Source organism: Streptomyces aculeolatus (genome assembly GCF_020400605.1).
GTDB classification, from domain to species: Bacteria; Actinomycetota; Actinomycetes; order Streptomycetales; family Streptomycetaceae; genus Streptomyces; species Streptomyces aculeolatus.
In genome coordinates this window covers 445,981-458,832 of the sequence record NZ_JAINRD010000004.1, presented here as the reverse complement: position 1 = coordinate 458,832, position 12,852 = coordinate 445,981, and the positions used below count along the sequence as shown (strand labels likewise).

Sequence of the window (12,852 nt, the reverse complement as noted above, 5' to 3'; positions counted from 1 at the left end):
CAGTGAAGATCCCGCACACCCTCTTCTTCCCCGCCTCGTAGGAGGTCTGCCCCTTCATGCCCGAATCCGATTCCACCGACGGGGTGGAGCCCGTTCGCGTACCGGACCCTCAGTTGGAGGGGGTCGAGGCGAGCGTCCGTCGCCTTATGCAGCAGTCGCAGCAGCAGGCCCAGCAGCTCGACCGCCTCGCCGCCGCGCCCCCGCCCGGGTCGGGCGCCTCGCCGTTCGCGGCCTTCGGGATGCCCGGGCTCGGCGGACCTCCCGCGGCGCCGCCGGAGCCCCGCCCGATCCTCGAACTTGAGGGCCAGGAACGCGAGGACGAACTCGACGCCCTCAGCGACTGGGTCGATGATTTTCTCCTCCCGGTCTATGGGGCGGAGGTCACCACGGCTGCGCCCTGGTGCCTGCAGTGGCAGGAGCACGACGACGTCGTCGCCTGGCTCCACGCCCTGTGGCTCGCCTACCAGCAGCACAAGGAACCCGACACCGGACTGGCCGGGTTGTTCGTGTGGCACCGGGACTTCCTCACCCACGCCGTCGCGGCGATCCGGTCACCGGGCGGTCCGCTGTCGGCCTGCATGACCTCCCCCGACCGGCCCGCACACCGCATCCTGCCCGGCCCGGCGCCGTCCGCGCGCACAGCAGCGAGCGCGGCGGACAGTGCCCGGCGCGCTGGAGCGGACGGGGCAGGGTCGTGACCGGGAACCGGCAGACCTTCGGCCTGAGCTTCGATCCCCGTGCTCTTACCGATCTGCTGCAGGCGCCCGGCGACATCCGCGACCTCACCTTGTCCTACCTGGAAGACCTCGTGAACGCCCGGGCCTTCGGGGAACGTCTCGACGGCGACCTGGCGGGCTACCGCAAGGTCGCCATGGACCGCAAGGACTGGCGCATCATCTACGGCCTCCGCCCGGCGCCGCAGGACTCGCCGCACCGGCAGGAGATCCACGTCATCGCGGTCAGGCCCCGTGCCGGCAACGACGTCTACGACACCGTCGGCCACCGTCTGGGCCTGGCCCGACGGCCGCTGAGCGCCCGCACCCACGCGGCACGCTCCCGCTCCCCCCAGCTCACCCGACCCGGGCCCGTGCCCCGTCCCGGCCCCCCGCCCAACGTGCTTCCAGCGCCTCGGCCTGCCACCCCTGCCGCCCCGCGGCCACGCACCCGTTGACGCACCAAGCTTCACCCCTGCCTGGCAACCCTGCATCCGGCCGGGAAGCGGAATCGCCACTGGCTGATCGCATCGAAGCCGTCACCGGCCACGGCCTTGCCGCACTGCGGGCCTACCGCAACCGCGGCGTCCTCGACGAGACGCATGCCCGCCTCGTCGACGAGCACGATGCGCTGGCCAGGGCGGGGGCCAGTGTGGACCTCTACCTCCGCGTTCTGCACCGCCTCGCCGACGGCGCGCTGCCCGTCGATGACGCCCTTCTCACGCGGATCGACCGCACCGTCGCGGCACTGAAGAACGCCACCACCGCCCGCGATGCCGCCGCCGGGCGGGTATCCGCAGCCCTGGAGCCCCTCGAGGCCACCGCCACCAGCACGACGCCCGGCCCACCACACCTCTCCGAGGCGGAACAGCGCGCCCTGCTCGCCATCGCCGGAGGAGCCAAGCTCTACCAGCACCTGCTCAGCGGCCAGGTGTCCGTGACTGCTGCCTCCGGCACGCGCATTCCCTACGCCGAACTGCAACGGCTGGAGGCCGCCGGCCTGGTCGCCCGGGACACAACCCACCCCCTCCACGCCGGCCAGCCAGTCACCTTGACCGACACCGGGCGTGCCGCGCTGCTCGCCGCCCGCCGGCCGCCAACCACCTCGCTGCCCAAGCCCGGTGCCCGGCCTGTGACCCGGCCCTCCACCCCTGCCCGCCGGCGCTGATTCCGAAAGGTTCTCGTTGCCTGCCACCCAAGCCGAGCCGCCCCGCAGGAAGTCTTCCGAGGTCGACTTCGGCGTGGACCAGCTCGATGCCGACGAGGAGGTCTCCCGCGCCTTCTATGTCCTCGTCGGCCTCCACGTCGACAGCCTGGTCCCCCTCGCCGAACACCACTCCGCCGACGGCCGCAGCTACTACGTCCTGTTCGACTCCAGTGCAACCTGGGGGCATCCGGGCGAGCCCCCGTACCTCGGTGTGTACCTGGAGCGGGATGCGGACAAGCGGACCTTCGGCTTCGACCAGGACGTGCTGCCGTTGCCCGCGATGGTGCAGTCCTGGCTGATCCGCCGCGGCTGCCCTCCCGACGCCATCGCCCTGGATCCCGAGCTGGGTCCCCAGCCTGCGGACGAGGCGACGCGGGTGCTGGCGCGGCGCCTGATGTTCGAAGGCGACGACTACGGCGTCGGTTTCTCCTACAACCGGGACGACCCGGAGGACTTCGTCACGGTCGTGGCCATGGGCGCCGAGGACGAGCACGCTGTGCCGCCGTTTCGTGTCGTGGTCGAGGAAGTCGACACCGATGCGCAGACGTACACCCTGCGGGAGGGCGGCTTCGCCACCCCGCAGGACGCCTGGGGATGGTGCTGGGACCGGCTCACCGGCGACGCCGGCCCCCTGCCGCCGATGCGTCCGGCGGCAGCGAATCCACGCCCGCCCGGGCTGCCCGGGGCCCCTGTCCGGCGCCCTGCCGGACCCTGTCGCTGAGCGCAGATGACCGCGGGGCCGGGCGAAACATAGCCGACGATCGCCGGTTAGCCAAACCGGCGAATCTGTGGACCCTTATACCGCCCGGAACACCCGGGCCACTTTCCACCGCTGTCTGCGTCCCCGCATGGAGGCCATACCGGCATGCGTTCCACCCAAAATCTCCCGAGCCCCCGCGGTGCCCGGTGCGCGGCGCGTGCCGGGGTCCCCCACCGCGGATACGGATATGACGGCTCGCGAACGGCCAGGCCCTTCTCCTTCCTTTCTCGCTGAACGGAGTTCCTTTGTCCGACGACATACCCGAGAACGTTGACGTCGTGGGCGTGCTCACCGAACGGATCGAAGCCCAATTCGACATGAAAATCGATGAGTTGCAGGCGGCGGTCGCCGCCCGGCCGGACGCGAATCCCCAAGCCACCGACGTCGTGAAGTGGCACGGTCTCCTCGTCGAATCCCAGGAGGTGCTCGACCGCGCGGAGGACGACCTCCTGGCTGCGCTGGACACCCAGCCCGGCGAGGTCGACGACCCCACGATGGACCTTGCCCAGTTCGTCAACGCCGCGGTGACCGCGCGAGACGGCCGGGCCCTGGTCGTGCGCTACCTCCTCGACCCCGACGCGGTCGGCAAGCAGACCACCCCGCGGCGAAAGGGACCGGCGGTGCAGACCACCGCCCCGTCTCGCCCCGCGGCGGCGCCCGCTTCGATGTCGGCGCAGGCGAGCCCGCGGGCAGCGGGAAGGGCCCGTTCGTGAGCGCGGACGTCCGGCCCAGCAGCGCCGACGACGAGCTGCAGAAACTCTTCGGCGCCCGACTCGACGCCCTGCACGCGAGCACGGCCGGGTCCGACCCGGCTCCTGCGCTGGTCCGCGCCCTGGAACTGCGCGCGTTCCTCGCCCTGACGGAGGAGCAGGTCGCCAGGGTCCGCGACCGGGTGCACGCCGACACCGCGCCACAACGGGACATGGGCGAGCTGTCCGCGGACAAGCTCCGCGGCGACGCGCAGTGGCTGCAGGCGGCGCTCGATGCCCGCGACGGCTACCGCGCCGCGCTCGCCGAGCTGCTGCGCACCATGCCCGCACCCGCCGCCTCCCGCCCCGTCCGCATCACCCAGCACAGGGCCGTCACCACGCTGCCGCCGACCGCCACCCCCGCGGCCACGCGTACCGGGTCGACTGCCACCCCGGGGCGGTGAGAGCACCCGCTTGCCCGACCTCACCGCCGCCGGGATAGCGGGGCGGATCGAGGACCTGTACGGCGAGCCGCTCGCCGACCTCAAAGCACACCCCGAGGCCCAGCGGCCCGGGATGCTCGCCGCCCTGCTCGGCATGCACCAGGCCCTCGCCCACGCCGAGCACAGCATCACCTTCCACCGCGACTACCTCACCCGCCTCCTTGCCCCCGGCCGGCAGCTCGGCCCGCATGAGGTCTCCCACCTCCTCGACGGCACCCGCCGGCTCGCCGAAGCCGTCGCCGTCCACGACGTCCAGGCCACCTCCGCCGCCGCCGTCCTGCAGAGCCTGACCCGCCCAGCTGCCTCCCCGGCGACGACCGCGCCTCCTTCGCCGCCGCCCCGCCCGACAGCAGCAGCCCGCAGCCGCTGAGCCGCAGGCGCCCCCTGCCCTCATCACCCAGGAGTTCTCCTTTGGGCCTCTCCCCCGAAACCGACGCGGACATCGCCCGGGTCACCGAGGCACTCGCCATGATCACCCCGCGGTGGAACGTGCGGATCCTGCTGGCCCTTTCCGCCGAGCCGCTGCGGTACCACGAACTGGCCGCCCGCCTGCCCTGGCTGAAGGACAGCCAGTCCCACCCGAAGACCCGCACCCTGTGCGACGCCGGCCTCGTCGAACGCACCGAGCACACGACACGGCACGTCACGTACGGACTCACCGACCGCGGCGCTGCTCTTCTCCCGGTCCTGCCAGTGATCGTCACCTGGGCCGAGACACACCTCGAAGAAGCCGCCCAACCGCCCTCCACGATCGACCAGATCGAAGACAGCCTGACCCTGCTCACCCGGCGCCACGCCGCGGGCATCCTGTGGGCGCTCAAGAGCCGCGGAGAGACCAGCGGCCGGGCACTCTTCCAACTCGTCATGCCCCACAGCGCCTGGAGCAACATCTACCCGCCGCTGCGCCAGCTCACCTCCGACGGCCTGGTCGACACCGACGGCCCCGGCCAGCCCTACCGGCTGTCTACCGCCGGCGAGGGCCTCGGGCCGGTGCTCGCCAGCCTGTCCGCCTGGGCCGCCGGCAAGCCCCTCAACCACGCCGCCCACCACCCCGTCTGGGGCCACACACAGGCCCCGTACACGCCGAAGCCGCAGGCCGGCCACCCCACGCGGCCGACCACCACGCCCCCCGCGGCGCCACAGCACGCCGGGGCCCGGCCCTCGTACAGCGATCTGTTCTCACACGCCACCCCTGCCGGGCCGCCAGCGGCGCTCCCGGCGGGAGGCCCGAACCGATGACCACCACGCTGGGCCCGACCGAACTGCGCGCCGCCGCCCGCGTGCTGTCCTCGCCGGCACTGATCCGGCTGATCACCGAAATCGACGACAACGGGCCGATACCGCCGAGGATGCTGACCGCGACCCTGCCCGACCTGACGAGAAGCAGCGCGCGCCGCGCCGTCCACATTGCCCGCGCTCACGGTCTCGTGCAGGCGGGACCCGCAGGCGGTCTCGACCTGACCGATTCCGGCTGCCACCTGGCCGCCTTCTACGACGCGACCGCCCGCTGGGCCCGCCACCACGCCTACCCGGGACCGGTCAGCACCTTCACCACCCGCATCCAGCACACCCTCGACCTCCTCATCCACGTCCTTGCCACCGACAGCGCCGCCGGACACCACCGCCACCCGGGAACGGACATGCCCAACGGCCAGGACACCGAGGAGGACCTGCCCGGTCACCTGATCCGGTGGCTGACGGACAACCCGCACCTCACCCAACCCGGCACCCAGCACGGCCTTGCCGCGTGAGCGCCGCGCTCGCTCCCCGGCACGCACGTCATACCGCCGGGCTGGCGCGCGGCATCTACCTGCCGCGCACCGCGGACGCCGCGGCGTTCGCCATGTCCACCTACGGCATCCCCCTGCTGGTCCTGCACACCACCGGCTCCGCCGCCCTGACCGGGTTCGCGTTCGCCCTGGAGTGGATCCCCCGGCTGGCCGCGTTCGGGTGGGCCGGATCGGTCGTCGACCGGCGCGGGGCATCGGTCGTCTTCTGCCTCGCCTCCCTCGGACGCACCCTCGCCCTGGCCGCCGGCGCCATCCTCCTCCACCTCCATCCGGCGGGCGCGGTGGCGAGCGCGACGGTGATGGCGCTGGCCGCCTCGACCGGCGTGCTCACCGAGTTCAGCTACATCGCCGCCGAGACCGCCGGCGGTGCCGCCGGCCGCCGGGCCGGCCCGCGGGCCCACCGCGTCCAAGCCGTCCTCCTGGGTATCGACCAGACCGCCACCCTGGCTGGCCCTGCCGCCGCGGGGGTTCTGCTGCTCGCCGGGGCGCCGCAGATGCTCGTGGTGGTGGCGGCGATCTCCTTGCTCGCCGCGCTCCTTGCCCTGCGCACCCCGCCTTCGCCCGTCGCTCCGGCCAGGGCACCGAAGGACCGGGCCGGTGGCGGGCTGGTGACGGGGTGGCGCACCATCCGCTCCCTGCCCGCACTCGGCTGGCTCGTGACCGGACTGACCCTGTCCAACCTGGCCATCGGCTTCCTCCAGGCCGCAGCCCCCGTGATCGTCGTCAAGCACTTCGGGCAGTCCACCACCGCCGTGGGCCTGCTGTGGTCCACCGCCGCCGCCGCGACCCTGGCCAGCGTCGCGCTATGCCGCTTCGCCATCGACCGGCTGGGCCTGTGGACGGTCGGCGCCGCCTGCGCCGCACTGGCCTCGCTCGCCTGCCTGGCCGCCGCCCAAGCACCCACCTACCGCTCCTACCTGATCCTCATCGCCCTCCTCATGGCCGCCGAAGGCGGCATGACCGTCGTGCTGCGCACCCTGCGTGCCCGCCTCATCCCGACGGCCGTCTTCGGCAGCACCCTGGCGGCGACCATCCTCATCCTCCTGCTGCCCTTCCCCCTCGCCGGCGTGCTCACCGCGCTGACCCCGCCCGACGACCTCGGCCACGTCATCACCGCCTGCGCCGCCATACAGGCCCTCGGACTCCTCCTCGCCTTCACCCGCCTGCGCACCGACCCCGCCCTGCACACCTGACCCGCCGCCCACGCTCCCGCAGACCGAGGAGGCCCGCCATGTCACCAACCCGCCCCGAGGCACCCTGCGCCAGCGGTCGGACCATCACCGAACGGTTCCACGCCTTCGACAAGCAGAACCCGCACATCTACCGCGCACTCGAACGCCGCGCCGCCCGGCACCTGGCCGCCGGCCTCACGCGCATCAGCCTCAAGGACCTCTTCGAGGACCTGCGCCGCCAGCTCCCGCCCAGCGCCGGCGGGCTCAACAACAACTACACCGCCCTCTACGCCCGGAAGCTGATCGCCGACCACCCGCAGTGGGCCCCAGCCTTCGAACTGCGCCAACGCCGCGCACCTTGACCCCACCGGCCAGCTCGTCATCCCGCTGTCTGCTGATCGGAGCCTCGTTGACCGCCCGTCCCGTCCTGCTGATCGTCGCCGCCGACCGGGACGCCCAGGCGTACCGCGGATGGTGCCTGAAGAACATCGCCGCCCACTACGACGTCGTCCTTATCTCCGAGGCGGAGGCGATGTGGCAGCGCCCATGGATCATCGACGCCGAGGTCGCCGACCCGGCCGACGAGGAGGCTCTGCTGGCCGCCGGCCGTGCGCTGCGCCGGCGGCATCCTGTGGCTGGGGTGATGACGTGGACCGAGTGGTACCTCGTTCCCACCGCCCACCTGGCCCGCAGCCTCAACCTGCCAACCAGTCCTCCTTCCGCGCTGCGCCGGTGCCGTGACAAGGCCGCGTCCCGGGCCGCGTTCGCCCGCGGACAGGTGCCCTCAGCGCTCTGCGTCAGGATCCGCACCGAGACTGAGGCACGTGAGGCGGCCCAGCGCGTCGGCTACCCCGTCGTACTCAAACCGGCCTCGCTCGCCGCGAGCATGGGCGTCACCCGCGCTGACACCGACGACGAACTGTCCTTCGCCTACCGCCACGCCGCCCGGGCCGCGAGCCGGCAGGTGGAGAGCCCCCAGGTCCTGGTCGAGGAGTACCTCGACGGGCCGGAGATCAGCGTGGAGTGCGTCACCCACAAGGGCCGGACCACCGCGGTCGCCGTCACCCACAAGACCGTCGGCATGCCCCCCGGCTTCGAGGAACTCGCGCACGTCGTCGATGCCAACGATCCATTGCTGCCGCGGGTCGCCGCGGCGGCCACGGCGGCGCTGGAGGCCCTCGGCGTCACCGACGGCGTCAGCCACGTCGAGATGCGCCTGGTCGACGGCCGCCTGCGGCTGATCGAGGTCAACGCCCGCCTGGCCGGCGACATGATCGGACACCTCGTCCACCTCACCACCGGCATCGACTTGGCCCGCGCCGCCGCCGACATCGCCTGCGGCCACACCCCCGACCTCACCCCCACCCGCAACCGGGCCGCGGCCATCCGAATGATCTACCCCGCCCACTCCGGCACCCTCACCACCCGCGACATCGACACCGACTTCGCCCACCGCGCCGACTGGCTGGAGCGCGTCACCTTCCAACGGGACCCCGGGGACCGCCTTGTCCTACCGCCGGACGGGGACATGTTCACCGCCCGCATCGGCTTCGTCATCACCACCGGCACCACCGCCGCCGAGGCGCGGGCCCGGTCCACCGAGGCGTACCGGAACCTGACCATCCGGATCGCTCCCGCGTAGACCGCCCCCCTGACTCGGCACCATCTGCGAACCCCATCTTTCGGATGTATCCAGTGAACGACCCTGACATCGACGGGGACGTGTACGTCACCCCCCGGTACCTCGCCGCCGCCACCGCCACCGGCACCGGCGATCCCGCTCTCGCCCCGCTCCTGCGCCTGGGCTGGGAGCTGCACTACGACGGCCTCGGCAACGCCTACACCGCCGCCCCGGACCGGCGGGTGCGTCTGGGCTACCTCCCTGAAGGCGAGGACGACGGAGTGTGGCGCATCAACGCCTACCGCGACCCCTTCGGCCCGCCCGCCTGGGCCGTCTGCTTCAACGATGCCACCCCCACCGAGTTCGTGACCGTCTTCACCAGCGCACTCGCCACCGCCTACGAAGCCGGCCGCGCCGCCTACCTCGCCAGGCCGCTGGCCGGGATCGCCTAGCGCGACCCCATCCGCATCATCGACCCCCTTCTGCAACAGGGCTGGACACTGGACCGCCCCTACTTGGGGCTCTTCACCGTCGATGCTCCGGACCGGCGTGCCGGTCTGGAGTACACCGGGGGAGACCTCGACCCGGAAGCCGAAGTGACCAGCCGGGACGCCCGATGGCAGCTCTGGGCGGGCCGGTCCATCGACAGGCCCGCCTGGTATGCAACGGCCAGCGCCGACACCCCCGTCGCGCTGCTCGCCGCCGTCACCCGGTGCGTCGCCGACCCCGCCCCGCTGCCCCGGTGGCGCGAAGCCACCTCCAGCTACGTCGAGGGCATGGCCCAGCCCACCCCCATCCGGGCGCCGCTGCCGCCGGTGCCCTCGCCCCTCGATGTCCGGCGGGCTGCCGCCCGCCGCCCGGCCGCGCTACCCGCGGCCAGCGTCCCGCGCCGGAGCACCAGCAGCCGACCAGCCCTGCCCGGCCCGCGCCGATGACCCCGCGGCCGATCCCGAAACGAAGGATCCAAGGTGTCCTTGCATGCCCGCGAGTTCTTCGACGAGTTGTGCCTCCCCTTCCACGACGCCGTCGTCGTGGGCAACACCTGCTACGCCTCACCTGTGCCGGACGCGCCGCTGCGGCTGCGAATCGAGTTCGCCTCCACCATCAACGCAGAGGTCTACGGCGGGCTGCGTGCCGTGGTCATCCACTCCGACCGCGGTGTGATCGACGCCGTCGCGCTCACCTTCCTTGACTACGGCACCTTCCACCGCCGCGACAAAGCCCACAACACACCCATCGCGCGGGTGACGGACGGAGTACGCTTCCGCGATCGATGGCGATGTGAGGAAGTGCCCATTGCGGACTGCCGAACAAGCGCTCCCAGATTCCGGGACTTGCCGCCTGCTGTCGACGAATCTCTGACCCGTCATCTTCTGTGTCGCGTCACCGCAACCTCATGTACTCCGTGAGGGTCTTGATTGCCTAGGGGATCGGCGATTCGTTTCCCATGTGAAGGTAAAAAGGCGCCATGGCGTGAGATGCTGTTTTCGCACAGAGCGCGGGACACGCGTTCGATAATCGAGTGGAGACGTCATGTCACCAAAGAGAATCCCAGCCGGTGGCGACCAGCCATCACAGACAACACCTCCTGCTGAACAACCGTCCGGAAAGCAGCCGACGACCTTGGTGGCCGAACCCATCAAGGGGAAATTCGCCTCCGGTCTGCATGGGCGCGGTAAGTGCCGGCTGACAAGTAAGGGAAAGCCGGTGTCCTATGCGGACATCGATTGGTACGTCGGCGACCACGGTACGTTTCTCGGCACGTCGCAGACCGACGACAAGGGATGGGCCACCATGGAGTACGGCAGTATCAGCGACATCACGACCTCAGTCGAAGGGGAGATCTCCGGCTACTCCGTCGAGTACAGCGGCGACGAACAGTATTATTCCTGCAAGGCTCTAGGGCACATCGACCCGCTGTTCGGCCTCAGTTGACAGCGAAAGGTGAGCTGCGGGTGCCGCTCAGGAGTCGAGGGGCACCCACCGTTCCCAGCGGCGCCATGGGCGCGTCGCAGATACTGCTGGCCGCTACGGCGCCCCCGCTCTGATCCACCTGTGCGTGCCTCTTGCGGCCAGCATCGACTCTTGCACCCCACCGCCTGTCGTGAATGCCCGGACCGCTGGTGCAGCCTGGTCGTGATCGGCTGATGTGCCGGTGGGCTCCGCCAGGCATCGTCGCCCATGCAGGGCAGTCCTCGGTGAGACAACGCGCGTAGGGAACGCCTTCGGCCTGGGAGACGGACCGATTCCGATTGTGCACGGTCGGTGCCGTACCACCTCACCTGCTGGCGCGGACCGCTCGTCCCTGACCACTCCGGATTCGTTCGCTGGGGAGCCACCTATTGCCGTTGGCGCAGGGTGCTGGCCATCCGGCTCTCGTGGTCCGGGCGGGGGTTGTCCATCCATACGACTGCCATTGCGGCAATGGCGGATCATCTACTCGACGAATGAAGGAATGGCATGAACAAGCGCATGTCCGTCGGAGCCCTGCTGGGCGCCGCCATCCTGGCCGTCACCGGCGCTGTCAACCCCGCGGCTGCGGCCGGGAACCTCATCAAGAACGGCACGTTTTCTGCGCCGGCCGCCCCAGCGGGAGGCGTCGTGGAGTTCTACGACGGCGAGAGCATCGGCGACTGGCAGGTCGCCGGGGCCGACGCCCGTGGCGGGGTGACCCTCTACAGCCGCGCCCTCACCCAGTACACCTACCAGGCGGTCGACATCGGAGCGGGAAGCATCTCCCAGGAGTTCGAGGCGGACACCGGCTCCGTAGTCAACATCACCTGGAAGCACGCTCGTAACACCGACCCCTCATGCGCCAAGGACATGGGCGAACAGTCCTATAGCGCCCAGGTGATTGCCCCCACCGGAGACCCCGTGGGCGACTCGTACAATCCAATCGGCCCTCGTTTCGCTTCGGTCAACAAGAGCCTGCAGTTCATCGCCGGTGACGACGACCGCTTCACCTTGGAGTTCACCGGCCGCGCACCCGAGGGGTGCGGCCCCCTGATCACCGACGTCGTCGCCAAGGTGATCGGCCACGTCGTCCGCTGACGCTACCGATCCGCAACCTCGTCAGCAACGGCACGAAACGGGGCCCTGCCGGTAGGCTTCCGCGGCAGGCACGATGAGCTGAGCTGTCGGTGGGGGATGAGTCAGCAGACGAGTTCGGCGGATATTCGCTCGACCACTCGAGGATAGGTGCCCGGCCCCGTTCCGGGCCGGGCACCGCGGCGGTAGCCGGAAGAATGCTGCCCGGCCACGAACCGACGGGGATCGCATCGAGCAGCGGGATCAACTGGGTGACATCGTTGCGATTGACGCCGCTCGGCAGGACGGCGAGGGTGCCGACCCCTCGGTCAGGTGGTGCTGCGCGCTGCCCTTGAGTACTACACCGGGATCTGGTTCCCCGGTGCCTGGGTCGCAGCCGAGCACAACAGCACCCTGGCCGGCCCTGCCCACCCGGCTCCCGTCCAACACGCCCCCGGAACGGAAGTCAGCGGTAGCCCGGTACCGGTACTGGTTCCGAGGGGCGACGACCTGGTGGGCCAGAGCCGGGGGCGTGGGTAGTCAGCGGTCGATGCTGGTCCGCACGGTGCGGACGAGGCCGGCGTCGGCGCGCATGACGGCGGGGACCGCGGCGTCGGCGCGGGCTTGGCCGTGGTCCTCGCCGCACGGGCAGATGCTCCACCCCTCCTTCTCGATCTTCTGCGCGACGCGCTCCAGGATCTGCACGGTCTCGTCGAGGACCCCGGCCGGAACGGGCGCGTGGTCGCGGTCCAGCTCGGCGATGGCGGCGCCGATCTCGCAGATCAGGTCGAGGGCGTGCTGCGCGGCGCGCGGATCGCCATTGGCGGTGGCGTACTTGGCGGCTTGGGCCAGGGCCATCAGGGGGCGCCCGGTGACCCACCGGCGGTGGGCACCGTGCGGTTGTCCAGCCGGAGCGGAAGGATGCCGTGGGCTGCTTCGGAGCCGTCGGTGGACTCGGCGCCGGCCTTGGCGATCTGGTCGGCGATGACCGAAGGGTCGACGTAGCGCAGGGCAGAGCGGGACTGGATCCTCATGCGCTCGGCGACGGTGTTCACCGCGTGAGTGAGCACGTTGCGCACTCCCACGGGCACGACGTCCAGGCCGCGGGTGAGCAGCTCGGCCTCGGTCTGCGCGAGGAGGGCCTTGAAGCCCTGGGTGTTCTGGATGTCTGCCACAGCGCCGAGCCTACGGGCCCGCCCCGCGGGCCGGGCCCTTGCGGCACACCGCGCCTCGTACGGGTGAGGTGGATGCGGGACCTGCAAGACACCCGCCACGGGGTGCTCTTGTAGTCCTGAGCTGAGGGTCGTCGGCGGCAGGGCGCCCGCGGGTGAAAAGGGATGTGATCCGGATATACCGTGCGGCCGGAGGCC

At 71.2% G+C, this 12,852-nt stretch carries 17 protein-coding genes and 1 pseudogene; 16 read left to right on the top strand and 2 right to left on the bottom strand.

All coding sequences use genetic code 11. The annotated features are described in order from the left end of the window. The first annotated feature begins 146 nt into the window (after positions 1-146). The 16 genes and pseudogenes from LG396_RS10655 (at position 147) to LG396_RS10580 (ending at position 11,506) form a co-directional block, all read left to right on the top strand. A complete protein-coding gene (locus LG396_RS10655; protein WP_225794589.1) occupies positions 147-698 on the top strand; it encodes a DUF4913 domain-containing protein in 552 nt (183 codons plus the stop codon). After that, the gene (locus tag LG396_RS10650) at positions 695-1,171 is read left to right on the top strand and encodes a hypothetical protein (RefSeq protein ID WP_225794545.1); all 477 of its coding nucleotides are present in this window, start codon (positions 695-697) and stop codon (positions 1,169-1,171) included. The genes LG396_RS10655 and LG396_RS10650 overlap by 4 nt, the downstream gene beginning before the upstream one ends. Continuing rightward, entirely contained in the window at positions 1,168-1,881 is a 714-nt protein-coding gene (locus LG396_RS10645; protein WP_225794544.1) for a winged helix DNA-binding protein, read from the top strand. Before LG396_RS10650 ends, LG396_RS10645 begins: the two co-directional genes overlap by 4 nt. Positions 1,882-1,897: 16 nt before the next feature. Continuing rightward, the gene (locus LG396_RS10640) at positions 1,898-2,641 is read left to right on the top strand and encodes a hypothetical protein (RefSeq protein ID WP_225794543.1); all 744 of its coding nucleotides are present in this window, start codon (positions 1,898-1,900) and stop codon (positions 2,639-2,641) included. 284 nt (positions 2,642-2,925) lie between these two features. Then, the gene (locus LG396_RS10635; RefSeq protein WP_225794542.1) at positions 2,926-3,393 is read left to right on the top strand and encodes a hypothetical protein; all 468 of its coding nucleotides are present in this window, start codon (positions 2,926-2,928) and stop codon (positions 3,391-3,393) included. After that, positions 3,390-3,833, top strand: a complete 444-nt coding sequence (locus LG396_RS10630; protein WP_225794541.1) for a hypothetical protein — start codon at positions 3,390-3,392, stop codon at positions 3,831-3,833. The genes LG396_RS10635 and LG396_RS10630 overlap by 4 nt, the downstream gene beginning before the upstream one ends. A 10-nt stretch (positions 3,834-3,843) precedes the next feature. After that, complete coding sequence (locus LG396_RS10625) at positions 3,844-4,242, top strand: hypothetical protein (protein ID WP_225794540.1); 399 nt, start codon at positions 3,844-3,846, stop codon at positions 4,240-4,242. Between the two features lie 98 nt (positions 4,243-4,340). Continuing rightward, positions 4,341-5,111 (top strand): winged helix-turn-helix transcriptional regulator, encoded by a 771-nt coding sequence (locus LG396_RS10620; RefSeq protein ID WP_225794588.1) that lies wholly within the window; start codon positions 4,341-4,343, stop codon positions 5,109-5,111. After that, positions 5,108-5,623, top strand: a complete 516-nt coding sequence (locus tag LG396_RS10615) for a regulator (RefSeq protein WP_225794539.1) — start codon at positions 5,108-5,110, stop codon at positions 5,621-5,623. The genes LG396_RS10620 and LG396_RS10615 overlap by 4 nt, the downstream gene beginning before the upstream one ends. Then, positions 5,620-6,855, top strand: a complete 1,236-nt coding sequence (locus LG396_RS10610; protein ID WP_225794538.1) for an MFS transporter — start codon at positions 5,620-5,622, stop codon at positions 6,853-6,855. The genes LG396_RS10615 and LG396_RS10610 overlap by 4 nt, the downstream gene beginning before the upstream one ends. A 38-nt stretch (positions 6,856-6,893) precedes the next feature. Continuing rightward, complete coding sequence (locus LG396_RS10605; protein WP_225794537.1) at positions 6,894-7,196, top strand: hypothetical protein; 303 nt, start codon at positions 6,894-6,896, stop codon at positions 7,194-7,196. A 47-nt stretch (positions 7,197-7,243) separates the two neighbouring features. Continuing rightward, the gene (locus LG396_RS10600; RefSeq protein WP_225794536.1) at positions 7,244-8,476 is read left to right on the top strand and encodes an ATP-grasp domain-containing protein; all 1,233 of its coding nucleotides are present in this window, start codon (positions 7,244-7,246) and stop codon (positions 8,474-8,476) included. Between the two features lie 44 nt (positions 8,477-8,520). Continuing rightward, positions 8,521-9,390 (top strand): annotated as a pseudogene (locus LG396_RS10595) (SPDY domain-containing protein). A 33-nt stretch (positions 9,391-9,423) separates the two neighbouring features. Further along, positions 9,424-9,864, top strand: coding sequence for a hypothetical protein (locus LG396_RS10590; RefSeq protein WP_225794535.1), 441 nt, complete (start codon positions 9,424-9,426; stop codon positions 9,862-9,864). 124 nt (positions 9,865-9,988) lie between these two features. Further along, complete coding sequence (locus LG396_RS10585; RefSeq protein WP_225794534.1) at positions 9,989-10,390, top strand: hypothetical protein; 402 nt, start codon at positions 9,989-9,991, stop codon at positions 10,388-10,390. Positions 10,391-10,915: 525 nt separating this feature from the next. Beyond that, a complete protein-coding gene (locus LG396_RS10580) occupies positions 10,916-11,506 on the top strand; it encodes a hypothetical protein (protein WP_225794533.1) in 591 nt (196 codons plus the stop codon). A 516-nt stretch (positions 11,507-12,022) separates the two neighbouring features. Here LG396_RS10580 and LG396_RS10575 read toward each other — a convergent pair. Then, positions 12,023-12,340 carry a hypothetical protein gene (locus tag LG396_RS10575; RefSeq protein WP_225794532.1) on the bottom strand — a complete coding sequence of 106 codons (318 nt, stop codon included), beginning with the start codon at positions 12,338-12,340 and terminating at the stop codon, positions 12,023-12,025. Next, entirely contained in the window at positions 12,340-12,657 is a 318-nt protein-coding gene (locus LG396_RS10570; protein WP_225794531.1) for a hypothetical protein, read from the bottom strand. The genes LG396_RS10575 and LG396_RS10570 overlap by 1 nt, the downstream gene beginning before the upstream one ends. Positions 12,658-12,852: the final 195 nt, after the last annotated feature.

Coding starts and splice junctions, on each gene's coding strand:
- LG396_RS10655 (WP_225794589.1), top strand. CDS start 147: ATGCAGCAGTCGCAGCAGCAGGCCCAGCAGCTCGACCGCCTCGCCGCC.
- LG396_RS10620 (WP_225794588.1), top strand. CDS start 4,341: ATGATCACCCCGCGGTGGAACGTGCGGATCCTGCTGGCCCTTTCCGCC.
- LG396_RS10615 (WP_225794539.1), top strand. CDS start 5,108: ATGACCACCACGCTGGGCCCGACCGAACTGCGCGCCGCCGCCCGCGTG.
- LG396_RS10605 (WP_225794537.1), top strand. CDS start 6,894: ATGTCACCAACCCGCCCCGAGGCACCCTGCGCCAGCGGTCGGACCATC.
- LG396_RS10585 (WP_225794534.1), top strand. CDS start 9,989: ATGTCACCAAAGAGAATCCCAGCCGGTGGCGACCAGCCATCACAGACA.
- LG396_RS10580 (WP_225794533.1), top strand. CDS start 10,916: ATGAACAAGCGCATGTCCGTCGGAGCCCTGCTGGGCGCCGCCATCCTG.
- LG396_RS10575 (WP_225794532.1), bottom strand. CDS start 12,340: ATGGCCCTGGCCCAAGCCGCCAAGTACGCCACCGCCAATGGCGATCCG.